Origin of the sequence: Streptomyces sp. NPDC047315 (genome assembly GCF_040643215.1) — a bacterium.
Taxonomy (GTDB): Bacteria; Actinomycetota; Actinomycetes; order Streptomycetales; family Streptomycetaceae; genus Streptomyces.
On sequence record NZ_JBEYTZ010000002.1, the window covers coordinates 15878 to 38625 of the forward strand.

The window sequence follows — 22748 nt, forward strand, 5'->3', positions numbered from 1 at the left end:
GTCCCTTACTTCGCAGCAGCCGCGGCGAGCTCGGCAGCCTTGTCGGCCGCGCCGTCCATCGTGTCCACCCGCTGAACGAGCGGGTGGTTGGCGTCGGAAAGGATCTTGCGACCCAGCTCCGCGTTGTTGCCGTCGAGACGGACGACCAGCGGCTTCGTGACGTCCTCGCCCTTGGACTTCAGCAGCTCCAGGGCGCGGACGATGCCGTTGGCGACCTCGTCGCAGGCGGTGATGCCGCCGAAGACGTTGACGAAGACGGACCGGACGTCCGGGTCGCCCAGGATGATCTCCAGGCCGTTCGCCATCACCTCGGCGGACGCGCCGCCGCCGATGTCGAGGAAGTTGGCGGGCTTGACGCCACCGTGCGCCTCACCGGCGTACGCGACCACGTCCAGGGTGGACATGACCAGACCGGCGCCGTTGCCGATGATGCCGACCTCGCCGTCCAGCTTGACGTAGTTGAGGTCCTTCTCCTTGGCGGCGGCCTCCAGCGGGTTGGCCGCGGCCTTGTCCTCCAGGGCGTCGTGCTCCGGCTGACGGAAGTCGGCGTTCGCGTCCAGGGACACCTTGCCGTCGAGCGCGATGACCCGACCGTCGGCGACCTTGGCCAGCGGGTTGACCTCGACGAGGAGCGCGTCCTCGGCGACGAAGGTCTTCCAGAGGGTGACCAGGATCTCGGCGACCTGGTCGGCGACCTCGGCCGGGAACTTCGCCGCGGCGACGATCTCGGCGGCCTTCTCCGCGGAGACGCCGACGCTGGCGTCGACCGGGACCTTCGCGAGGGCCTCGGGCTTGGTGGCCGCGACCTCCTCGATGTCCATGCCGCCCTCGACGGACGCCATGGCGAGGAAGGTGCGGTTGGTGCGGTCGAGGAGGTACGAGACGTAGTACTCCTCGGCGATGTCGGGCGCGGTCTCCGCGATCATCACCTTGTGGACCGTGTGGCCCTTGATGTCCATGCCCAGGATCTGGCCGGCCTTCTCGACCGCGTCATCCGGGGTGGTGGCCAGCTTGACGCCGCCGGCCTTGCCGCGCCCGCCCACCTTGACCTGCGCCTTGACGACCGACTTGCCGCCCATACGCTCGGTCGCCGCGCGCGCTGCGTCAGGCGTGTCGATGACTTCACCGGCCAGCACCGGTACACCGTGCTTGGCGAAGAGGTCCCTCGCCTGGTACTCGAACAGGTCCACGCGCGTCCGTCCCTTTTCTGATGATCGCGGTTCGTTGTCTGCGTGGGCGTGCCGCGGAGGGCAACGTGACTGCGATCGTCACAAGGGAGGCGTACACGGTGTCCGGCACGCGGCATGTCCGTCTCGCAGGTTATCCCCGTGAACGGTGGCTCCCTAAATCGGAGCTCACACATGAGTGGTGAGAACGGTCACAGATCGCCCCGCCCGACACCCGGGTCGATGGCCTCTACAGGGGCCGTTGCAGGGATTGCGCCGACAGCGCCGGAGGGGCCGGTTCCGCTGGTGTGCGGGGCGTCCTGCCGGTCGCCGGCACTGGTGGTCTCGGCGACCGGGGCCGCGTCAGGGCGCCGCTCGGTCGGGTACGGGTATCGGCCGCTTCTCGATCGCCGCGGCCATGACCTCGGGGAACAGGTCCGGCGTGCAGGCGAAGGCCGGTGCGCCCAGTGCGGCGAGCGCCGCCGCGTGGTCGCGGTCGTACGCGGGCGTGCCCTCGTCGGAGAGCGCGAGCAGCGCCACGAACTGCACCCCGGACGCCTTCATCGCCGCGACCCGCTTCAGCATCCCGTCCCTGATCCCGCCCTCGTACAGATCGCTGATCAGGACGACCACGGTGTCCGCCGGACGGGTGATGCGCTCCTGGCAGTAGGCGAGGGCGCGGTTGATGTCGGTGCCGCCGCCGAGCCGGGTGCCGAAGAGGACGTCCACGGGGTCGTCGAGCTGGTCGGTGAGGTCGACGACCGCGGTGTCGAAGACGACGAGCCGGGTCGCGACGGACCGCATTGAGGCCAGCACGGCGCCGAAGACGGCCGCGTAGACGATCGACGCGGCCATGGAGCCCGACTGGTCGATGCAGAGGACCACCTCCTTCTTCACCGACTGCGCGGCCCGGCCGTGGCCGACGAGGCGCTCGGGGACCACCGTGCGGTGCTCGGGGAGGTAGTTCTTCAGATTGGCCCGGATCGTGCGGTCCCAGTCGATGTCGCGGTGGCGCGGGCGGTGCACCTTCGCGGAGCGGTCGAGCGCGCCCGTCAGGGTGGACCTGGTGCGGGTCGCCAGTCGCTTCTCCAGGTCCTCGACGACCTTCCGGACGACGGCGCGGGCCGTCTCCTTCGTCGTCTCGGGCATCGCCTTGTTGAGGGAGAGGAGGGTGCCGACGAGGTGCACGTCGGCCTCCACCGCTGCCAGCATCTCGGGCTCCAGGAGGAGCGTGGACAGCCCGAGGCGGTCGATCGCGTCGCGCTGCATGAGCTGCACGACGGAGCTGGGGAAGTACGTGCGGATGTCGCCGAGCCAGCGGGCGACGGAGGGCGCGGAGGCGCCGAGCCCGGCCGATCGGCTCCGGCCGCCGCCCTTGGCTCCGCTGCCCTGGCCCGTTCCGCTGCCGTACAGGGCGGTCAGGGTGCCGTCCATCGCGGCGTCGCGGCCGGACAGGGCGTGGCCGGTGCCGTCGGCGGACTCACCGCCGAGGACCAGCCGCCAGCGCCGCAACCGCTCGTCGGCGGCGCCCGTGTTCGCGTCGGTCGCCATCGCGTGGGGCTTGGTCCCATCGGTCACGGTCACGTCGGTCGTCATGTCCTCGCCTCCGTGCGTCGATCCGTACGGTCTGTGTCGGTGCCGGCCGCGTCGGCGCTGTCCACGTCGTCCCGCGGGGCCGCCCCTTCGGCGGGGGCCGTCAGCAACAGCCGCACCAGCGGCACCACGGCGTCGGCTCGGGCGCGGTCCAGCCCCGGGCCGAAGCCCGGTCTGCCGGCCGTGGCCGCCGCGCCGCCGGCCGCACCGGCGCCCGGCCCCGCCCCCGGTGCACTGCGCACCAGCTCGCCCAGGGCGCGGCGGACGCCCGGCTCGTACGCGGAGAAGGTCCGGCGCAGCAGCGGCAGGACGTCCGTGAACGCGTCGGAGGGCACGCCCGTGAGCCAGGCGTCCACGAGGCCGAGCAGCCGCTCGTCGTGGAGCAGCAGCATGCCGCCGCCGGATGCGCCGCCGACGAAGCCCTCGATCCATGCGGCGGCGTCGGCGGGCGGCGTACCGGGCGACAGGGCGAGGCTCATCAAGGTGGCGGCCTCGTCCTCGGAGAGCCGCCCGTCGTCGAGCAGCAGACGGGCGGCCCGGCCCCGGACGACTCCGGCGACGGTGTCCCTGGAGGCCAGCCGGTGCAGCACGGCGCCCCAGCGGTCGGCCAGCTCCCGGGCCGTCGGCAGCAGTCCCATCGCGCTGTGCACGGCGTCCAGGTGCACGCGCATGACGGCCGCGCCGTCCGCGTCGAGCCCCGTGCACGCGGGTGGCAGCCCGACGCAGATCCGCTCGGCCAGCCCGGCCGCGACCTCCGCGAGGGCGGCCGTGTCGGTGGCGCGCACGTCCCCGTAGCGCAGCGAGCGTGCGAGGGCGGGCAGCGCCTGGGCGAGGTGGCTGACGTCCGTGTCGAGCGCGGCCCGGTCGGCGAGGGCGCGCATCACCACGGGCAGGGCGTCGGCCAGCTCGGCGAGGAGGCAGTCCTCGGCCAGCTCGGTGACTTCGACGAGCGCGGTCGCGGTGAGGGCCCGGTGCTCGGCCTTGGCCGTGGCGGCGGAGGGCACGGTGGTGCCCCACACGCCGGCCTCGGCGACCTTCACGTACAACTCGGGCTCCCAGCGCAGCCGCCAGCTCTCGCGGAAGGTGCCGGTGCTGCCGCGGCCGGCTACGGGCTCTCCCCAGCCCACGCCGAGCAGCCGCAGCCGGTGCAGCAGTCGGCTCTTCTCGGCGTCCGTGTCCTTGCGCAGGTCCAGCTCCAACTCGCGCTCCAGGGCCTCCGGCTTCAGGCGCAGGCTGCGCTGTCGGCGGCTCAGGTCCCGCTGGAGCGGGACGGCGGGGGCGTCATCCGGCACCTCCCCCAGTACGTCCCCGACCACGAGCCGGTCCCTGACCAGGGCCAACTGGACGTCGGAGCCGTCGCACATCACGGCCCTGACGGCGTCGGTGGTCTCGGTGAGGCCGGCGAGCGGGCGCCCGCGCATCACGGCCAGCGCCTCCGCCAGCCGTACCGCCTCGATGACGTGGGCCGACGACACGGGCACGTCCTCGTCCCTGAGCAGCCCGGCGACCTTGGTCAACCACCGCTCCACCGGCCGGTCCGGCGCCGCGAAGAGGTGTCCGTACCAGCCGGGCGATTCGACGCCGGCGCCGTACCCGCTGCGGCGGGCCAGCCTCCGGTGCGTCCAGGGCACCCAGGTCGTCTCGGTCTTGAGCTTGGGCAGCCCCTTCAACTGCGCCCGGTCGGCGGCGAGGGTGGTCCGCTCCCTCAGCGCCGGCACGTGCCAGGCGCCGCAGACCACGGCGACGTCGTCGCCGAACTCCTTGCGGGCGGCGCGCAGTTGCAGCCGCATGTGGGCCTCGCGGACCAGGTCCCGCTCGTGGCCCCCGTGTCCGTACGACTCGCGCAGCGCCGTCATGGCCTCGTCGAGCGCGGCGAAGGCGGCGAACGGGTCGGCCGCGCCGCGGTGTTCGACGACGTCCTCCCACCAGCGCTCGGGGTCGTCGTACCCCGCGGCCTCGGCGAGCACGGCGATCGGGTCGACCCGCATCCGCGCCGGGTCCGGTCCCGATTCCGGCCCTGGTCCGGGTCCGGGTCCGGGTTTCGGTTCCGGTTCCGGTTCCGGTTCCGTGAGCAGGGGTACGGGGGCCGGTGCGTCGATCGCGGAGCCGCGCGGCGCGACGTCCCACTCCGGATCCCCGCCCCGGCCCCGCGCGGGAGGCGCGCCCTGCCTCGGGCCGATGTCCCACTCGGGGTCGACGACGGCGGCCCGAGCCACGTCCCACTCGGGATCGGCGCTGGCGGCGGCCGGCGCGCCGGGCGCGGGGGTGAGGTCCCACTCCGGGTCGACGGTCGCCGCCGCGGGGCGGGACGCGCCCGCGCGGGATGTGGATCCCCCCGGAACCACATCCGACGCCGGCCCGCCCGCGCCCGCGGCGGCCTCCTCCGCGGCGGCCTCGTCCTCCGCCGCGAGGGCGAGCGAATGGGCCGCGGGAAGGTCGATGAACCGCACCGGCACCGCCTCGGCGAGCGCCCAGCGGATCGCCACCCACTCGGGCGAGAACTCCGCGAAGGGCCAGAACGCGGCCCTCCCCGGGTCGTCCACCGCGTGGGCGAGCAGGGCGACCGGGGGGCGCATCCCCTCCCCCGCGGCCAGGTGCAGCAGTGCGTCCCCCTCGGGCGGCCCCTCGATGAGCACGACGCTCGGCCGCCGGGCCGCCAGCGCGGCGCGCACGGCACGCGCGGAGCCCGGACCGTGGTGCCGCACCCCGAGGAACAGGGGTCCTGCGGGCGGGGCGGCGCTCATGCGCTCACCTCCCGGCAGGCCCGGTAGAAGTCCTTCCACCCGTCGCGCTCGCGGACGACCGTCTCCAGATACTCCTGCCAGACGACCCGGTCCGCGGCCGGGTCGCGGACGACGGCGCCGAGGATGCCGGCCGCGACGTCGCCGGGGCGGAGCACCCCGTCCCCGAAGTGCGCGGCGAGGGCGAGGCCGCCGGTGACGACGGAGATCGCCTCCGCCGTGGAGAGCGTGCCGGACGGGGACTTGAGCTTGGTGCGGCCGTCGAGCGAGACCCCACCCCGCAGTTCGCGGAAGACGGTGACGACGCGCCGGATCTCCTCCAGCCCTTCGGGGGCGGCCGGCAGGTCCAGGGAGCGGCCGATCTGATCGACGCGGCGGGAAACGATGTCCACCTCGTCGTCGGCGGTCGCGGGCAGCGGGAGCACGACGGTGTTGAAGCGGCGGCGCAGCGCGCTGGAGAGGTCGTTGACCCCGCGGTCGCGGTCATTGGCGGTGGCGATGAGGTTGAACCCGCGGACGGCCTGCACCTCTTCGCCCAGCTCGGGGATGGGCAGCGTCTTCTCGGACAGGATCGTGATCAGGGTGTCCTGGACGTCGGCGGGGATCCGGGTCAGCTCCTCCACGCGCGCGGTCATGCCCTCCGACATGGCGCGCATCACGGGGCTCGGCACGAGCGCTTCCCGGCTCGGCCCGTGGGCCAGCAGCCGGGCGTAGTTCCATCCGTAGCGGATGGCCTCTTCCGGGGTGCCAGCGGTGCCCTGGACGAGCAGGGTCGAGTCGCCGCTGACGGCGGCGGCCAGGTGCTCGGACACCCAGGTCTTCGCGGTGCCGGGCACGCCGAGCAGCAGCAGGGCGCGATCGGTGGCGAGGGTGGTGACGGCGACTTCGACGATGCGGCGCGGCCCCACGTACTTGGGGGTGATCACGGTGCCGTCGTCGAGGGTGGCGCCGAGGAGATAGCGGGACACGGCCCACGGGGACATGCGCCAACCGGCCGGGCGCGGGCGGTCGTCCGCGGCGGCGAGCGCGGCGAGCTCGTGGGCGAAGGCGTCTTCCGCGTGTGGGCGAAGTGCTTCGGCACCTTGGCTGACGGTGTCGACAGCACTGACGGGAGCGTCATGTGTGGTGGTTTCGAGCACGGTGCAGCATCCCCCTCCAGGTCGTTGCGACCGATGCGGTCCGACGTGGTTCCCAGCCTGCACCACCCCACTGACAATCGACCGTCTCCCCAGGTCAGAGCAGGTTTTCGGGCGATTGTCAGTGGTGGGCCGTACGGTCGGATGCATGACTGGACCGGGGGTTCGTTGGACGGCGGATCAGGTGCTGGCGCTGGCTCCTGACGCCACGTCACGCAAGGCGGGCGGCCGGCTCGGCGCGGCCGGGCCGTGGTCGGACGCGGGCAGCAGCGGCGGGGGCGCCGTCTGGGGCCAGTGCAAGGGCAGCGGCTCGAAGCCGTACCGGACGGTGGTCGACACGACGGGGCCGGCTTACGCGTGCAGTTGCCCCAGTCGCAAGTTCCCCTGCAAGCACGCGCTGGGGCTGCTGCTGCTCTGGGCGTCCGAGACGGGCGCGGTGCGTGACGGCACCGCGCCCGAGTGGGCCGAGGAGTGGCTCGCGGGGCGGCGCAGGCGCGCGGAGCAGGAGGAGGGGCGGGCGCCGGAGGGCCGGGGTCGGCCCGGGGCGACGGCCGCGCCCGACGCGGCCCGGCGCAGGGCGGAGCGCCGGGCCGCGCGGATCACCTCCGGGGCCCTGGAGTTGGAGCAGCGCCTCGCGGACCTGCTGCGCGGCGGCCTCGCCTCCGCCGAGCAGGCGGGGTACGGCCTGTGGGAGGAGACCGCGGCGCGCATGGTCGACGCCCAGGCTCCGGGCCTGGCCGCGCGGGTGCGGGAGTTGGGGGCCATTCCGGGGACGGGGCCGGGGTGGCCGGTGCGGCTGCTGGAGGAGTGCGCCCTCCTCCATCTGTTGGACTCGGCCTGGCTGGGGCGGGAGTTGCTGCCGGCTCCGCTGGCCGCCACGGTGCGCACCCGCGTCGGGCTCACCGCCCCCGCCGACGGCGTCCCCGTCCGGGACCGTTGGCTGGTCCTCGCCCAGTACGACTCGTCCGACGGCAAGGTCACCACCCGCCGGGCGTGGGTGTACGGGCAGGGGTCGGGGCGCTTCGCCCTGCTGCTGTCGTACGGGGCGGCGGGGCGCGCGCCGCAGTTGGCGCTGCCGGTGGGCGGGGCGGTCGAGGCGGAGCTCGTGCCGTACGGGGGCGCCGGCCGGTTGCGGGCTGAGCTGCGTGAGGGCTCGTGGGCGCCGGCGCCGGTCGAAGGTCCGCCGCGGGGCGGCCCGGTCGCCTCGGCCCTCGATGCGTACGGACGCGCCCTTGCCGAGGATCCGTGGCTGGACTCCTGGCCGGTGACGCTCACGGACGTCGTGCCGGTGCCGGCGTCCACCCCGGACGGCGTCGGCTGGCAGCTCGCCGATGCGCAGGGCGATTCGGCGCTGCCCCTGACACCGGTCTCGCTGACCCGGCAGGGGCTGTGGAAGCTCGTGGCCCTGTCGGGCGGCGGACCGGTCACGGTCTTCGCCGAGTGCGGTCAGGCGGGGGTGACGCCGCTCGCCGCGTGGTCGCCGGCGACCGGGGCGGAGGCGGTGCCCCTGATATGACCGCCCGCCCCCTACGCCCAGAGGGCGTGGGGGGACCCCAGCGCCTGATGGCCCGTCTCCAGGGGAGGACGCGATGACCCACACCGATCCCGACCGCACCGTCGACAGCCGCGCCCAAGACACCGCCGCCGCCGAAGACAGTTTCGGCGGCGACGAGGCACGCTGGCAGGAGCTGGTCACCTCCGCGCTGCTCGGCACCGACCGCCGTACGCCGCCCGTGGAGTTCACGGCCCCGGGCAAGGACGCCCCCACCGCGCTGTTGGACGCCGCGGCCCTGCACACGGTGCGCCGCCGGGCCGGGCTCCTGCCGGCCCCGGCGGCGGCGCACCCGGAGCCCGCGCCCGAGGACGCCCGCCCCGCGCTGCCCGCCGCCGCGCGCCGCAGGCTCGCGCTGTTGCTGGCGGACCGCTCCGCACCGTCGTCGTCGGGTCGGCGCGGCGCGGCACCGGATCTCACCGAGCTGTTGCCCCAGTGGCTCGCCGCCGCCAATGAACGGGGCTATCAGGCGCCGTACGCGCAGTTGCCCGCCCTGTTGGACGCGGCCCGCGCCCGCACCGACCTCAGGCCGCAGGCGCTCGCCTTCGCCGGCGCGCGCGGGCTGTGGCTGGCCCGGTTCAATCCGGAGTGGAAGTTCGCGCTCCGCGGCTCGGCGGGCGGCGGCGTGCTGCTGCCGGACCCGACGGACCAGGAGGCGGTGCACCGGCTGTGGGACGAGGGGCTGTTCGCCGAACGCGTCGCGCTGCTCGGCGCCGTACGCGAGGACGACCCCGCCCGGGCCCTCGCCCTCCTCTCCGGCACGTGGGCGACGGAGCGCGCCGAGGACCGGCTGATGTTCCTGGACTCCCTGCGCACGGGGTTGTCGGACGCGGACGAGCCGTTCTTGGAACGTGCGCTGGCCGACCGCAGCCGCAACGTCCGAGCGACGGCCGCGGAGCTGCTGTCCGCGCTGCCCCGCTCGGCCCTCGCGGGCCGCATGGCGAAGCGGGCGGCGGCCTGCGTACGCCTGGATCGGGCGAGCAGCGGGGAGCTGGCCATCGTGGTGGCCGCGCCCGAGGAGTGTGACGCGGCCATGCAGCGCGACGGCGTCGCGCCCACGCCGCCCACCGGCCGGGGCAAGCGCTCCTGGTGGCTGGGCCAACTGGTGGAGGCGGCGCCGCTCGCCGTGTGGTCCCGCGCCTTCGGCGGCCGTACGCCCAAGGAGGTCGTGGCGCTCCCCGCGGCGGACGACTGGGCCGGCGAGCTGCACGCCGCGTGGTGCCGGGCGGCGGTCCGGCAGCGCGACGCGAGCTGGGCCCGCGCCCTCCTCGGCACCCCGGGCGTGCCCCCCGAGGTGGGCCCGGGCACGTCCTCCTTGGCCGAGCGCGCGAAGCTGCTGGCGACGCTCCCGGAGGGCGAACGCGCCCTCTGGGTCGCCGACTTCGTCTCGGCGCACGGCCTCTCGGACGCCTTCCAACTCCTCGGAGTCTGCGCGGTCCCCTGGTCGGAGCCGCTGGGCCACGCGGTGGTCGACGCGTTGGAGATAGCCCGCGAGGCCGGCAGCTACCCGTGGAGCTTCAGCGGGGTGATGGGCTTGGCGGAGCGCTGTCTGGATCCGGTGGAGGCGGGGCGGCTGGCGTTGCTGACGACGCACGGCGAGGACCCGGCGAATGCGTCGCCGGGGGCCGCGGCGTACTGGTCCGAGGCGTTCCAACGCCTCGTGTCCACGCTGCGCCTCCGCGCCGCCATGCACGAAGAACTCACCCCCGAGCCCCCCAGGTACGGGTTGGCCCCCGCGACCCGGCGCGACTAGTTCGCGCAGTTCCGCGCCCTACGCCCAGAGGGCGGGGGGACCCAGCGCCGTTGCACCGCGGGCAGATTGCTCCCTGCGGCCGGGTGGGGCTTGTTCGCGCAGTTCCCCGCGCCCCAAAATGCCCATGCCCTGGCCCGCAGACGAATGGCGGGGGCAGCAAAACAGGGGCGCTGGGGGTCCCCCCACGCCCTCTGGGCGTAGGGGGCGGAACTGCGCGAACAGCCCCCACCAAGCCGCAGAGACCAACGCACCCCGCAGGGAAATCGTGGGTGCGTCACGGGGCGAGGTGGGCGCACGCGCCTTAAGTCATCGCGCGCGCACGCGCGCCTACGCGTCGGCGGGCTCGCGGACGTGGGTGCGCACCCAGTCGACGATCGCCGTCGTCGTCGCACCCGGCGTGAAGATCTCCGCCACCCCGAGCCCCTTCAGCGGCGCGATGTCCTCCTCCGGGATGATCCCGCCCCCGAAGACCACGATGTCCAGCGCGTCCCGCTCCTTCAGCAGCTCGATGACCTTCGCGAACAGCGTGTTGTGCGCGCCGGAGAGGATGGAGAGGCCGATCGCGTCCGCGTCCTCCTGGATCGCGGTGGCGACGATCTGTTCCGGGGTCTGGTGCAGGCCGGTGTAGATCACCTCCATGCCCGCGTCCCGCAGCGCCCGTGCGATCACCTTCGCGCCTCGGTCGTGGCCGTCAAGACCCGGCTTCGCCACCACCACGCGGATCGGACCGGTCACACCCATCGCTGCCTCCAGACACTGAATCCGCCGCCGAGTGAACGAGCGTTATCTACAGCATCCCGCACGCGGCCGTTTCGCGGAGGACCTGGAGGGGGAAATCACATGTTGGGACACGCAAAACGGGCGTCGCCGCCCGATCGGGTCATGCCAGGCCCGGCCCGGCATCCGCAGCGTCCGAGGAGCCGCATCAGCGCCGGGCCACGGGCTTCGGGCTGCACGGCTCCACGAGGGCGCACGGGAGACAGCGTCGCCTCCCGGTGCCGGACGGAGGTGGGCCATGCAGGTTCTGCCTTTCTTCCCCCGAAGCCTCGGCAGTCTTGGCAGCTTCGGGAGCCTCGGGCAGCTCGGGAGCCTCAGCCCGCTGCTCACCCGCGGCCTCTCCGTCGATCAGCTACGTGACCTGCGGCTACCGTCCGTATCCCTGCCCGTACCGCTGCGTGCCACCGCCTTCGAGCTGGCGATCCTCGCCGGACACCTGCTGCTGTACCCCTCGGGGCTCACCGCCGAGCGCACCACCGAGGACACCGCACCACCCAAGGCGCCCGCCGCGAGGAGCGGCAGTGACGAGCCGGGGGCAGCCGCGGTGACCGGCCCCCGCCCCGTGATCATGCTGCACGGTTTGGTGGACAACCGCTCCGTCTTCGTCCTGCTCCGCCGCTTCCTGGCCCGGCACGGCTGGAGCCGGCTGGAGTGCCTGAACTACTCCCCCCTGACCTGCGACATCCGCGCCGCCGCCGACCTACTGGGACGGCACGTCGAGGAGATCTGCGCCCGGACCGGCCGGGAGGACGTCGACGTCGTCGGACACAGCCTCGGCGGCCTGATCGCGCGGTACTACGTCCAGCGCCTCGGCGGCGACCGCCGGGTGCGGACCCTCGTGACGCTCGGGACGCCGCACTCCGGCACCACCGTCGCCGCCCTCGCCAGCGCGCACCCCATCGTGCGGCAGATGCGGCCGGACTCCCCCGTCATCGCCGAGTTGGCCGAGGCGACCCCCGGCTGCCGCACCCGCTTCGTCTCCGTCTGGAGCGAGTTGGACCAGCTGATGGCCCCGGTGGAGACGGCCCGGCTGGACCACCCCGACCTCATCGTGGAGAACGTCCGGGTCAGCGGAATCGGCCATCTCGCGCTGCTGGTCCACCCCGCCGTCGCCGCCCGCGTCCAACAGGCCCTCCAGGGACCCGAGGACGACGCCGACCGGCAGGAGCACGCGACACGCCCCGGCCGCACGGGCGGCGAAGACGTTTCGACGACCGACCCGACGACCGACCCGGACGTCGTCTCGTTCGTCTGACCTCCCCGATCCCCCCGTTCCCTGCGCTTCCCCCTCGCAGGTTCGACCCAAAGGCTCACGCCAGGTGACGATCCGTCGAACTAATTTCGAACGTACGGCCAAAGCTGTCCCCCCGGCCCACCGAAAGGCGCTCGAATGCCCGTTTCCTGAACGCGCAAAACCTGCGGAAGATTGTCGCCGTCGCATACCGCCGGGTACAGTCGCCGCCACTGGCTCCCCTCTGGGTCCCGTCCGCTTCTTCGGCCCCAGAATCCAGCGGTCCTGTTGCCGAGGCGAGAGAGAAGTTGGTGAACGACCAGCACGCCCACGCCGGGTACGGCCACGACACCTACCCCACGGGCAGCTTTGACACCGACCCGCTCTTCGGTGCACTCCCCGGAACAGCGAACCCGACCCCGACCCCGGCCACCGACTACGACGCCGGGCACAGCGGTCAGTACGACGCCTCCGCATGGGACACCGGTTCCCATCACACCACTTCGGCCACCCCGACCGCCACGGGTTATGGCGGTTACGACGCCTACGCGTCGCCCCAGCACGCAGCCGCGGACGGCTACGACACCACCGGCCAGTGGGACGCCGCAGCCTGGAACCAGTCGGGGCAGACCGGGCAGTTCGAGAACGCCGCAGCCGCCTTCACGTACGACACCACCGGCACCTGGACGGGGCCGACGTTCGACTCCGGCAGCTACGACGCCACCGCCTGGAACGGCACCGGTGAGGCCGAGCCCCTTCCGCTCGTACCGCCGCAGTACGTGCCGGAGCAGGAGTTCCCCGACGGCACGCAGGAGTTCGGGCCCGAGGCGGTGGAGGAACTGGCGCAGCAGCTCGGCGCCGACCAGTCCGCCCACCTCCCCCACACCGCGCACGCCGACGCCACTGAGGTCATCGACGCCGTCGACACCTCCACCACCGCCGACGTCACCGATTCCCCGTACGCCGATTCCTCGTACGCCGAACCTCCTCACGGCGACTCCGCGTACGACGACTCCCCGTACGCCCTCGACGAGGGCATCGGCACCGAGCCCGCCCGGGCCGCCCACGACGCCGGCGCGACCCGCGCCGCCCGCCGCGGCTCCGGCGGTGGCAGCCGCGGCCGACGCCGCACGCCCGCCAAGCGCTCCGCGCTGCTCACCGTCGCCGTGCCCTCCGCCTGCGTCATGGGCGTGGCCGGCATCGCCGCCGCGTCAGTCGGCGGCATCGGCGGCACCGAGCAGAAGAAGGACGACACCACCACGCTGGCCGCCGCCGACACCACGCCGGTCGAGAACGTGGCGGCGAACAACAAGATGGACACCCAACTCGCCGCGCTCAGCGCCGACGCCCGCGACTTCGGCGACCGCGCCTCCCGCACCCAGGAGCGCCTCGACCTGAAGGCCCGCCAGGAGGCGGAGCGGCAGAAGCGCGCGGAGGAGGCCAAGCGCAAGGAGGCGCTGCGGCCCAAGTTCGCCCTCCCCGTGGCGCAGAAGGGCCTGAGCACGTACTACGGCGAGTCCGGCGTCAACTGGATGGCGCTGCACACGGGCATCGACTTCCCCGTGCCGTACGGCGCCGAGGTGATGGCCGCGAGCGACGGCACCGTCCGCACGCAGATCAACCCGGCGTACGGGAACATGGTCATCGTCACCGCCCCCGACGGCACCGAGACCTGGTACTGCCACCTCGCGAGCGCCAAGATCCGCTCCGGCAAGGTGAAGGCCGGCGACGTCATCGGCTACGCGGGCGACTCCGGCAACTCCACCGGTCCCCACCTCCACTTCGAGGTGCGCCCCGGCGGCGGCTCGCACATCAACCCGCTGACCTGGCTCCAGAGCAAGGGCCTCAACCCGCTCTGAGACCCCCTCCGACGCCCGCCCCCGAGACCCTTCTGATGGCCGGGCGCCCAATACGCCCGGCCGTCACGACGGCACGTGGTCCCTACAGCTACGTCTACAGCTTCTCGACGGGCGCGTAACGCAGCAGCAGCCGCTTGGGCTTGGTGTCCCCGAAGTCGATCGTCGCCTGCGCGTCCGACCCCGTCCCCTTGACCTCGATCACGGTCCCCAGACCGAACTGGTCGTGCGTGACGCGGTCGCCGATCGCCAGTGCGATCACCGGCTTCTCGGACGCCCCGCGCCCGGTGGCGAACCGGGACTGGGCGGTGCGCCGCGACGAGCCGCCCGCCCCCGCCGACGGCATGGCCGGCAGGCGCGAACCGACGCCGGACGTCGCGCCGGCGGGCGCCCCCATCGGACCGGTGCGCTTCCACTCCAGGTGCTTGACCGGGATCTCCTCCAGGAAGCGCGACGGAGGGTTGTACGACGGCTGGCCCCAGGCGCTGCGCATCGACGAACGCGTCAAGTACAGCCGCTCGCGGGCGCGCGTGATGCCCACGTACGCCAGGCGGCGCTCCTCCTCCAGCTCCTTCGTCTGGCCGAGGGCGCGCATGTGCGGGAAGACGCCGTCCTCCATGCCGGTGAGGAACACCACCGGGAACTCCAGGCCCTTGGCGGTGTGCAGCGTCATCAGGGTGATGACGCCCGCGCCCTCCTCGTCCTCGTCCGGGATCTGGTCGGAGTCGGCGACGAGGGCGACCTGCTCCAGGAACTCGGCGAGCGTGCCGGCGCCCTCCTCGTCCGTGCGCGCCTGCTCGAACTCCAGGGCGACGGCGGCCAGCTCCTGGAGGTTCTCGATGCGGGTCTCGTCCTGGGGGTCGGTGGACGCCTGGAGTTCGGCGAGGTAGCCGGTGCGCTCCAGGACGGCCTCCAGGACGACGGCCGGGCCGGCGCCGGAGTCCACGACGGTGCGCAACTCCTCCATCAGCGCGTTGAACCTCTTGACCGCGTTCGCCGAGCGGGCGGCCATGCCGTACGCCTCGTCGACGCGCCGCAGCGCCTGCGGGAAGGTGATCTTCTCCCGGAGGGCGAGGGCGTCGACCATCGCTTCGGCGCGCTCGCCGATGCCGCGCTTGGGGACGTTGAGGATGCGGCGCAGCGGGACGTTGTCCTCGGGGTTGGCGAGGACCCGCAGGTAGGCGAGGACGTCCCGGACCTCCTTGCGCTCGTAGAAGCGCACGCCGCCGACGACCTTGTAGGGCAGGCCGACGCGGATGAAGATCTCTTCGAAGACGCGGGACTGGGCGTTCGTCCGGTAGAAGACGGCGACGTCGCCGGCCTTCGCGTCGCCCGCGTCGGTGAGCCGGTCGATCTCGTCGGCGACGAACTGCGCTTCGTCGTGCTCGGTGTCGGCGACGTAGCCGGTGATCCGGGCGCCCTCGCCGGCGTTGGTCCACAGGTTCTTGGGGCGACGGCTCTCGTTGCGCTCGATGACGGCGTTGGCGGCGGAGAGGATCGTCTGCGTGGAGCGGTAGTTCTGCTCCAGCAGGATCGTGGTGGCTTCGGGGTAGTCCTCCTCGAACTGGAGGATGTTGCGGATCGTGGCGCCGCGGAAGGCGTAGATCGACTGGTCGGCGTCGCCGACGACGCACAGTTCGGCGGGGGCCAGGTCCTCCTGGCCGGTGCCCACCAGCTCGCGCACCAGGGTGTACTGGGCGTGGTTGGTGTCCTGGTACTCGTCGACGAGGACGTGGCGGAAGCGGCGCTGGTAGTGCTCGGCGACGTCGGGGAACGCCTGGAGGAGGTGGACCGTCGTCATGATGATGTCGTCGAAGTCCAGGGCGTTGGCCTCGCGCAGCCGCGCCTGGTACATCCGGTACGCCTCGGCCAGCGTCTTCTCGAAGCCGTCGGCGGCTCGATCGGCGAAGGTCTCCTCGTCGACGAGTTCGTTCTTCAGGTTCGAGATCTGGGCGCTGAAGGACTTCGGCGGGAACTTCTTCGGGTCCAGGTCGAGGTCGCGGCAGACCAGGGCCATCAGCCGCTTGGAGTCGGCGGCGTCGTAGATCGAGAACGACGAGGTGAAGCCGAGCTTCTTGGACTCGCGGCGCAGGATGCGGACGCAGGCACTGTGGAAGGTGGAGACCCACATCGCGTTGGCCCGCGGGCCGACGAGCTGTTCGACGCGCTCCTTCATCTCGCCGGCGGCCTTGTTGGTGAAGGTGATCGCGAGGATCTGACCGGGGTGCACCCGGCTGGTGGCGAGGAGGTGGGCGATGCGGTGGGTGAGCACCCGGGTCTTGCCGGAGCCGGCGCCGGCGACGATGAGCAGGGGGGAGCCGGTGTGGACGACGGCGGCGCGCTGCTGCTCGTTCAACCCCTCCAGCAGGGCGTCCGGATCCACGACGGGGCGGGCGGCGCCCCCGCGGTAGTACGCGTCGCGGGCGGGCGGCACGTCGTAGGCGCCCTGGAAGAGGTCGTCCGGGACCTCCTCCCGGGCGTGACCCTCCGGGTTCTCGTGGTCCTCGTGGTCCTCGGGCGGCGGCGGGGGCTCCTCCGCGGAGTGCTGGAGGCCCGCCAGGAAGTCTTCGTCAAAGAGGCTGCTCATCGCTCTCTGAGTCTATGCCTCGGCACTGACACTCCGCGGCCCCCTGGCGAAAGGGACCGCATCGCCCGCCCGACGCCACCGGAGGGTGGCGTTCCGAATCCCTGAGTGACCAGTGGACCTCAGGTCGAGCCGGCTCGTCTCGCGTCGAGCCGGTGGCCCTCAGGTCCAGAGGGTGGCGATGAAGATGTTCGCCGTCGTGAGGCCGCCGACCGCGCCGAAGACCGCCTTCTCCACCTGCTCGTCGTCCCGCTTGACGTACACCAGCGCCAGGATCACCACCAGAACGGCCATCTTGATGCCGATCTTGACGTTGTTCACCGCCTGGTCGTCGGCCTGGTTGAGCCCGACCAGGGCGACGCCGGTGATCAGCATCGTCAGTGCGCCGTGCAGCATCGCCGGGTTGAACCGGGCGGTGCCCGCGCCTATCGCCTTCATCTGGGTGAGGAACCCGCCGAGCAAGGAGGCGATGCCGATGACGTGCAGGGCCACGAAGACATTGATGAGTACGTCCATGAGCGGAGCCTAACCAGCGCCATATCACCCCCTTCAGGTCAGGTGGACCTCATTCGCCGCATCGGTCACTCCCACACAAGCGCGCACACCCATGGTGACCGATCGATCACCGAACGTGCTAGGGGTTGGCCACCTTCGGACAGAACCGGTCGTTCCGCCTCCGGTCCGTTACCTCGCGCCTAGCGTCCTGCCCCGGACGCACCAAGCCGTCCAAGACCTCGTACGTCGATCAACCGATCGATCGGCCGACCGACCGACTGACCGAACCATCACCTCACCGGAAACCGGAAGGACGTGGACGCCCCCGTGGCAGCGCACCGCAAACCCAGGCAGCAGCGGCGGTACCCGTTCGCCGCGCGCCCCGCCGCCAGGACCGCCACCACCCTGGCGCTCGCGGGCGCGGCGACCGCCACGGCGTTCAACGGCACCGGCGCGGCCGACACCGCCCCGACGCCCGCGCAGATCAAAGCCAGGGTCGACAAGCTCTATCAGGAGGCGGAAGCCGCGACCGAGGACTACAACGGCGTCAAGGAGCAGGCCGACCGGGCCCGCCGGGAGCTCGACCGGCTGCGCGACGAGGCCGCCCGTCGGACCGACCGGCTCAACTCCACCCGCAACGCCCTCGGTTCGATCGCCACCGCCCAGTACCGCGCCGGCACCATGGACTCCGGGCTCCGCATCGCCCTGACCTCCGACCCCGACGAGTACCTGGAGCGCGCCGCGCTCGCCCAGCGCGTCGGCGACCGGCAGGCGGCGGCCGTCGCCCAGGTGCGCCAGCAGCTCGTCGGGATCGACCGACTCAAGGAGACGGCGGACCACCAATCCGCCGAACTCAAGGCTCGACAGAAGGAGTTGGCCGACCACAAGAGCTCGGTGCAGCGCAAGCTGGCCGCCGCCGAAAGCCTGCTGGCGCAGCTGACGGCGGAGCAGCGCGCGGCCTACGACGCACCGCGGGACGCCCCGGCGACGGCGGCGCCGGCGCGGCCGGCCGCGACCGGTGCGACGGGCCAGCGGGCGGCGCGGGCCGTGGCGTACGCGTACGGGGCGCTCGGCAAGCCGTACGTGTGGGGGGCGACGGGGCCCGCTTCGTACGACTGCTCCGGGCTGACGCAGGCGGCGTGGCGGGCGGCGGGCATCTCGCTGCCACGCACCACGTACACCCAGATCAATGCGGGGAAGCGGGTGGCACGGTCCGAACTCGCCCCCGGTGACCTGGTCTTCTTCTATCCCGGGATCAGCCACGTGGGGCTGTACGTCGGGGGCGGCAGGATGGTCCACGCGCCCCGGCCGGGCGCGCCGGTGCGCATCGCGTCGATCGACGAGATGCCCTTCGCGGGTGCCGCCCGCCCCGCCTGAGCCGCCCCTGCCCGAGCCGCCCCGCCTGAGCGACCGGGCGGGCGTCGGTCAGACCAGGCGCCGCGCGGTCGCCCAGCGGGTCAGCTCGTGCCGGTTCGACAGCTGGAGCTTGCGCAGGACCGCGGAGACGTGCGACTCGACCGTCTTGACGGAGATGAAGAGCTGCTTGGCGATCTCCTTGTACGCGTATCCGCGGGCGATCAGCCGCAGCACCTCGCGCTCGCGCTGCGTGAGCCGGTCCAGGTCCTCGTCGACGGGCGGGGCGTCGGTGGAGGCGAACGCGTCGAGCACGAAGCCGGCCAGCCGCGGCGAGAAGACGGCGTCCCCCTCCTGGACGCGGAAGATCGAGTCCACCAGGTCGGTGCCGGTGATCGTCTTGGTGACGTAGCCGCGGGCGCCGCCGCGGATCACCCCGATGACGTCCTCGGCGGCGTCGGACACGGACAGCGCCAGGAACCGCACCGGCTGCTCGGCCGCCGCCATGAGGGGGGCGCAGCGGCGCAGCACCTCGACGCCTCCGCCGCCCGGCAGGTGCACGTCCAGCAGGACGACCTCGGGGCGGGTGGCGGTGATCACGGTGACGGCCTGGTCCACGTCCGCGGCCTCCCCGACGACCTCGACGCCGGTGCGCTCGGTCTGTCCGATCTCGGCCTGGACGCCGGTGCGGAACATGCGGTGGTCGTCGACGAGGACCACCCGCACCCGGCGGCCCGCGCCGCCGTCCGTCGGCTCGCCGGGGCCCGTCGCGTCCGTGTTGGGGTTCGTCATCCGTCCGCCCTCTCCATGCTCAGCTCCACTTCCGTGCCCTCCCCGGGCGCCGAGGTGAGCCGGGCCGTCCCGCCGTTGCGCTGCATCCGGCCGATGATCGACTCCCTGACGCCCATTCTGTCGTCCGGCACGGAGTCCAGGTCGAAGCCCGGCCCCCGGTCCCGTACGGAGACGAACACCGTACGCCCCTCGACCTCCGCGAAGACCTGGACGGCGCCGCCCTCGCCACCGTACTTGGCCGCATTCACCATCGCCTCGCGCGCGGCCTGCATGCACGCGGTCAGCTTGTCGTCGAGCGGGCAGTCGCCGACGACGACGACCTCCAGCGGAACGCCGTGCTTGTCCTCGACCTCGGCGGCGGCCCGCTTGACGGCCTCCGCCAGGGTCTCGGGCTCTTCGGCCTCCTCCTTGCCGGTGCCCTCCGGTTTGTACAGCCAGTTCCTCAGCTCGCGCTCTTGGGCGCGGGCGAGGCGGCGCACCTCGCCGGGGTCGTCCGCCCTGCGCTGTATCAAGGTGAGGGTGTGCAGTACGGAGTCGTGGACGTGGGCGGCGACTTCCGCACGCTCCTGGGCCCGGATGCGCATGGTCCGCTCTTCGGAGAGGTCCTGCGTCATCCGCACCAGCCAGGGGCCGGCCAGCAGCGCTATCCCGGCGATGACGGCGACGGCGGCCGTCAGCACGTTCCCCAACTGGGCCGCGGAGCCGCGGACGACCATGAAGACCGTCAGGCCCATGCCGACGAGCGCCACCCCGGCGAGGGCCCGGGCGATCTGGAACAGCCTGCGGCGGCTGGAGGCGGCGGCGGTCCAACTGGCGCGCCGGGCGTTGTCCGCCTGCCGCCACACCAGCACCACGCCGGCGCCGATCAGCAGCGTCGGCCAGACGTAGCGGTTGGCGTGGCTGGTGCTGTTCAGGTCGTCGATGAAGATCAGGCAGCCGAAGGCGAGGGCCACCAGCGCGAACACCTGTCCCCGGTCCGGCTTGCGCAGTCGGCGCCGACCGTCGTTGGCGACCTCGAAGAGGGAGCGCGGCTCGACGGTGCGCCCGCCGACGCCGAGCGGGACGACGACCCAGAACGCGGCGTACAGCAGTATCCCGAGGCCGTCGGCCATGAGCAGGACGAGGAAGACGAGCCGCACCCAGACCACGGGCACGCCCAGGTGCCCGGCGAGTCCGCGGGCCACGCCGCCCAACATCCGTCCGTCGGCGCTGCGGTAGAGCCGGCGCAGCGGCACGTCCTCGGGCGCGGGGGCGCGGGAGGACGTGGGAGGCGTGCGGGGCGGGGCGACGGGCATGCATCGATCGTCACACGGACGGCCCCGGGACCGGTATCAGGGGCGACCCGGAGAACGACCCTGAGGTCGGGCCGGGGGCACCCCGTAAGCGTCGGGGTCTTCGGGGTCCGGATTTTCGGGGTCTTCGGGGTCGTCGGGGTTCGGATATCAGGGACGGGCCAGGGTCGCCCCCGCTCCCGCCGGCGGTCCGCGACCGTCACCATGGACGTATGAACCAGCAGACCAGCGCCGCCCCTCCCGGGCCGCAGGACGACCCGGCTGCCGCGGTGCCCGCAGCCGAGCAGCAGCCCGGCGGCCTCCGCCAGCTGCGCCGCGACCCGGGCCACAAGGTCATCGGCGGCGTCTGCGGCGGTCTCGGGCGGTACTGCGACGTGGACCCGGTGGTGTTCCGCGTGGTGATCGGCGTGCTCGCGGTGACGGGCGGCTTCGGCCTGATCTTCTACGGGTTCGCCTGGCTGCTGATGCCGATGCAGGGCGAGGAGGAGAGCGAGGGCCGTCGGCTGCTGGGCGGCCGGGTCGAGGGTGCGGCGCTCACCGCCGTGTTCCTCGCCCTCATCGGCTGCGGACTGTTCCTGACGATGCTGAACAGCCGGGGGACGCTGCTCTTCGCCGCCCAGCTCGCGCTGGCCGCCATAGGGATCTGCGTGTGGTCCCGGCGCCGTACGGCAGCGCCCGACGGCGCCCCGCTCGACGCGGCCACGGTGCACGCGGTGTCGGACGCCCCGCCGGAGACGAAGGCGCCGCCCGTGCCGGAGAGCCCGTCCTGGTGGCGGGACCCGGTCGCCAGGAGCGGCGGGGCGGCGCCGGCGGGTGCGCCGACGGCGTACCTCTGGGGCCCGCCGGAGGAGGCCGAGGCCCGGTCACGCAGACCGCTGTGGGGCGGGGGGACGCGCAAGTGGAGCCCGCGGATCTCCCGCGGCCCCCAGTCGATCGGCGGTCCGGTCGCCAATCTCGCGGTGGTGGCCTGCGTCCTCGGCATCAAGCTCAGCTGGGACCACCATCCGCTGGGGACGAGCCTGCAGATCGGTTTCGTGGCCGCGCTGGGCGTCCTCGGTCTCGGCCTGGCCCTCAGCTCGTTCCTGGGGCGGACCGGCTTCGGCACGATCCTGCTGACCGTCGTCACCGCGCTGCTGCTGGCCGCCTCCGCGGCCCTGCCCAAGGACATCAGCACGAACTGGCGGGAGACGTCCTGGAAGCCCGCCTCCTCGACCGCCCTCCAGCCGCGGTACGAGTTGGGCTCGGGCGTCGGCACCCTCGATCTGTCGGCCCTGGTCGTGCCGCCGGGTCAGACCCTGTCGACGACGGGCCAGGTCGGCCTGGGCAAGCTGAAGGTGGTCCTGCCGGCCGACGCCCCGGTGAAGCTGCGCGCCGAGGCCAGCGTGGGCGACATCGTGTTCCCCGGCGATCCGAAGAACGACATCGACGTGTCCCCCGGGCAGCAGCGCACGCAGACGCTGTCCGCGCCGAAGGGGGCGAAGGAGTCCGGCAGCGTGGAGCTCCACCTCCAGGTGAGCGTCGGACAAGTGGAGGTGACACGTGCCGCGCCCTGACGTGCAGTTCGATCCGACCGCCCCCGGTCGTGCCGACGCCCGGCCCGCGGGGGCCGGGCGGGTCGACGAAGGCCGGCCGCGCCGTGCGTATCTGCACCCCTTCCGGCTGGGGAAGGCGCTGGCGGGTCAGTCGGTGCTGGCCGCGACGGTGCTGTTCGCGGGCGATGCGGCGGGCACCTGGCACACCCCCTGGTTCGTGGTCTTCCCGGTGGTCTTCGGCGGGCTGCTGCTGGCCGGCACGGTGGGCACCGTGCACTACGTGATGCGCCGCCGGCGGTCCGCGATCAGCGCGTCCACCGACAGCACCGACGCCCCGGCGAGCACCAGCGGCAGCCAGGCCATCAGATAGATCAGGTCGTTGCCGTAGTAGTACGGCTCGACCTGCCAGCTGACGGTCAGCCACAGGCTCAGGGAGATCAGCGCACCGCCGAGGGCGGCGATCCGGGCCAGCAGGCCGAGGAGGGTGCCGATGCCGACGGCGAGTTCGCCGAAGGCGATGGCGTAGCCGAAGCCCTCGGGGCTCTTGAGGGCGAGGTCCACCAGCCAGGGCACGGCCGAGGTGTCGCGCACGCCGCGCATCAGGTCGCCGACGGAGCCGGCCCCGCTGTCGGCGAAGAACTTGCTGTCGGTGAGCTTGTCGAGTCCTGCGTAGATGAAGGTCACGCCGAGGAAGATCCGCAGCGGCAGCAGGGCGTACCGCGCCGCCTGGTCCTTCAGGCCGCGGACGCCGCCCGGCCCGCCGCCGTATCCGGCCGTCGCCGTCCGATATGTGTGTGTCATCGCTGGTCCTGCCTCCGATGGGCGCGTCCGAGCCGTCAGACCCGCTGTCGACCGATACGTATCCCCGTGGACGTACGTATCCCGGTGGACCGAT

The 22748-nt window shown here is 73.0% G+C and carries 17 protein-coding genes; 7 read left to right on the plus strand and 10 right to left on the minus strand.

All coding sequences use genetic code 11. The features are described from left to right. Positions 1-5: 5 nt before the first annotated feature. The 4 genes from sucC to ABZ842_RS01955 form a co-directional block, all read right to left on the minus strand. Positions 6-1190 (minus strand): ADP-forming succinate--CoA ligase subunit beta, encoded by a 1185-nt coding sequence (gene sucC / locus ABZ842_RS01940; RefSeq protein WP_361530049.1) that lies wholly within the window; start codon positions 1188-1190, stop codon positions 6-8. 339 nt (positions 1191-1529) lie between these two features. Then, positions 1530-2717, minus strand: coding sequence for a VWA domain-containing protein (locus ABZ842_RS01945; protein WP_361530945.1), 1188 nt, complete (start codon positions 2715-2717; stop codon positions 1530-1532). 41 nt (positions 2718-2758) lie between these two features. Beyond that, a complete protein-coding gene (locus ABZ842_RS01950; protein ID WP_361530052.1) occupies positions 2759-5503 on the minus strand; it encodes a DUF5682 family protein in 2745 nt (914 codons plus the stop codon). Continuing rightward, positions 5500-6639 (minus strand): AAA family ATPase, encoded by a 1140-nt coding sequence (locus ABZ842_RS01955; protein ID WP_361530055.1) that lies wholly within the window; start codon positions 6637-6639, stop codon positions 5500-5502. The genes ABZ842_RS01950 and ABZ842_RS01955 overlap by 4 nt, the downstream gene beginning before the upstream one ends. A 145-nt stretch (positions 6640-6784) precedes the next feature. Here ABZ842_RS01955 and ABZ842_RS01960 point away from each other — a divergent pair, with 145 nt between their 5' ends. Together ABZ842_RS01960 and ABZ842_RS01965 are read left to right on the plus strand one after the other, a co-directional pair. Beyond that, positions 6785-8152, plus strand: a complete 1368-nt coding sequence (locus ABZ842_RS01960; protein ID WP_361530058.1) for an SWIM zinc finger family protein — start codon at positions 6785-6787, stop codon at positions 8150-8152. A gap of 73 nt (positions 8153-8225) precedes the next feature. After that, on the plus strand, positions 8226-9941 hold the full coding sequence (locus ABZ842_RS01965; protein ID WP_361530061.1) for a DUF5691 domain-containing protein: 1716 nt from the start codon (positions 8226-8228) through the stop codon (positions 9939-9941). 327 nt (positions 9942-10268) lie between these two features. On the opposite strand, the gene ABZ842_RS01970 is transcribed toward ABZ842_RS01965, so the two are convergent. Beyond that, positions 10269-10682 (minus strand): cobalamin B12-binding domain-containing protein, encoded by a 414-nt coding sequence (locus ABZ842_RS01970; protein WP_361530064.1) that lies wholly within the window; start codon positions 10680-10682, stop codon positions 10269-10271. Between the two features lie 274 nt (positions 10683-10956). Here ABZ842_RS01970 and ABZ842_RS01975 point away from each other — a divergent pair, with 274 nt between their 5' ends. Both ABZ842_RS01975 and ABZ842_RS01980 read left to right on the plus strand, forming a co-directional pair. Then, positions 10957-11973, plus strand: a complete 1017-nt coding sequence (locus tag ABZ842_RS01975; protein ID WP_361530067.1) for an alpha/beta fold hydrolase — start codon at positions 10957-10959, stop codon at positions 11971-11973. A 287-nt stretch (positions 11974-12260) separates the two neighbouring features. Beyond that, positions 12261-13808 carry a M23 family metallopeptidase gene (locus ABZ842_RS01980; RefSeq protein WP_361530070.1) on the plus strand — a complete coding sequence of 516 codons (1548 nt, stop codon included), beginning with the start codon at positions 12261-12263 and terminating at the stop codon, positions 13806-13808. A 94-nt stretch (positions 13809-13902) separates the two neighbouring features. Here the strand turns inward: ABZ842_RS01980 and pcrA are convergent, their stop codons facing one another. Continuing rightward, complete coding sequence (pcrA, locus tag ABZ842_RS01985; protein WP_361530073.1) at positions 13903-16392, minus strand: DNA helicase PcrA; 2490 nt, start codon at positions 16390-16392, stop codon at positions 13903-13905. Between the two features lie 159 nt (positions 16393-16551). Continuing rightward, positions 16552-16905, minus strand: a complete 354-nt coding sequence (locus ABZ842_RS01990) for a hypothetical protein (RefSeq protein ID WP_361530076.1) — start codon at positions 16903-16905, stop codon at positions 16552-16554. Between the two features lie 306 nt (positions 16906-17211). Here ABZ842_RS01990 and ABZ842_RS01995 point away from each other — a divergent pair, with 306 nt between their 5' ends. After that, a complete protein-coding gene (locus ABZ842_RS01995; RefSeq protein ID WP_361530079.1) occupies positions 17212-18261 on the plus strand; it encodes an NlpC/P60 family protein in 1050 nt (349 codons plus the stop codon). A gap of 48 nt (positions 18262-18309) precedes the next feature. On the opposite strand, the gene ABZ842_RS02000 is transcribed toward ABZ842_RS01995, so the two are convergent. Then, the gene (locus ABZ842_RS02000; RefSeq protein WP_361530082.1) at positions 18310-19029 is read right to left on the minus strand and encodes a response regulator transcription factor; all 720 of its coding nucleotides are present in this window, start codon (positions 19027-19029) and stop codon (positions 18310-18312) included. After that, positions 19026-20324, minus strand: coding sequence for a PspC domain-containing protein (locus tag ABZ842_RS02005; protein WP_361530085.1), 1299 nt, complete (start codon positions 20322-20324; stop codon positions 19026-19028). The genes ABZ842_RS02000 and ABZ842_RS02005 overlap by 4 nt, the downstream gene beginning before the upstream one ends. A gap of 209 nt (positions 20325-20533) precedes the next feature. Here ABZ842_RS02005 and ABZ842_RS02010 point away from each other — a divergent pair, with 209 nt between their 5' ends. Next, entirely contained in the window at positions 20534-21874 is a 1341-nt protein-coding gene (locus ABZ842_RS02010) for a PspC domain-containing protein (protein ID WP_361530088.1), read from the plus strand. Continuing rightward, positions 21861-22223 carry a hypothetical protein gene (locus tag ABZ842_RS02015; RefSeq protein ID WP_361530091.1) on the plus strand — a complete coding sequence of 121 codons (363 nt, stop codon included), beginning with the start codon at positions 21861-21863 and terminating at the stop codon, positions 22221-22223. The genes ABZ842_RS02010 and ABZ842_RS02015 overlap by 14 nt, the downstream gene beginning before the upstream one ends. Here the strand turns inward: ABZ842_RS02015 and ABZ842_RS02020 are convergent. After that, complete coding sequence (locus tag ABZ842_RS02020) at positions 22130-22654, minus strand: DoxX family protein (RefSeq protein ID WP_361530094.1); 525 nt, start codon at positions 22652-22654, stop codon at positions 22130-22132. The two genes, ABZ842_RS02015 and ABZ842_RS02020, sit on opposite strands and share 94 nt — an antisense overlap. Between the last annotated feature and the right edge of the window lie 94 nt (positions 22655-22748).

Coding starts and splice junctions, on each gene's coding strand:
- ABZ842_RS01945 (WP_361530945.1), bottom strand. CDS start 2,717: ATGGCGACCGACGCGAACACGGGCGCCGCCGACGAGCGGTTGCGGCGC.
- ABZ842_RS01950 (WP_361530052.1), bottom strand. CDS start 5,503: ATGAGCGCCGCCCCGCCCGCAGGACCCCTGTTCCTCGGGGTGCGGCAC.
- ABZ842_RS01960 (WP_361530058.1), top strand. CDS start 6,785: ATGACTGGACCGGGGGTTCGTTGGACGGCGGATCAGGTGCTGGCGCTG.
- ABZ842_RS01965 (WP_361530061.1), top strand. CDS start 8,226: ATGACCCACACCGATCCCGACCGCACCGTCGACAGCCGCGCCCAAGAC.
- ABZ842_RS01970 (WP_361530064.1), bottom strand. CDS start 10,682: ATGGGTGTGACCGGTCCGATCCGCGTGGTGGTGGCGAAGCCGGGTCTT.
- ABZ842_RS01975 (WP_361530067.1), top strand. CDS start 10,957: ATGCAGGTTCTGCCTTTCTTCCCCCGAAGCCTCGGCAGTCTTGGCAGC.
- pcrA (WP_361530073.1), bottom strand. CDS start 16,392: ATGAGCAGCCTCTTTGACGAAGACTTCCTGGCGGGCCTCCAGCACTCC.
- ABZ842_RS01990 (WP_361530076.1), bottom strand. CDS start 16,905: ATGGACGTACTCATCAATGTCTTCGTGGCCCTGCACGTCATCGGCATC.
- ABZ842_RS02000 (WP_361530082.1), bottom strand. CDS start 19,029: ATGACGAACCCCAACACGGACGCGACGGGCCCCGGCGAGCCGACGGAC.
- ABZ842_RS02005 (WP_361530085.1), bottom strand. CDS start 20,324: ATGCCCGTCGCCCCGCCCCGCACGCCTCCCACGTCCTCCCGCGCCCCC.
- ABZ842_RS02010 (WP_361530088.1), top strand. CDS start 20,534: ATGAACCAGCAGACCAGCGCCGCCCCTCCCGGGCCGCAGGACGACCCG.
- ABZ842_RS02020 (WP_361530094.1), bottom strand. CDS start 22,654: ATGACACACACATATCGGACGGCGACGGCCGGATACGGCGGCGGGCCG.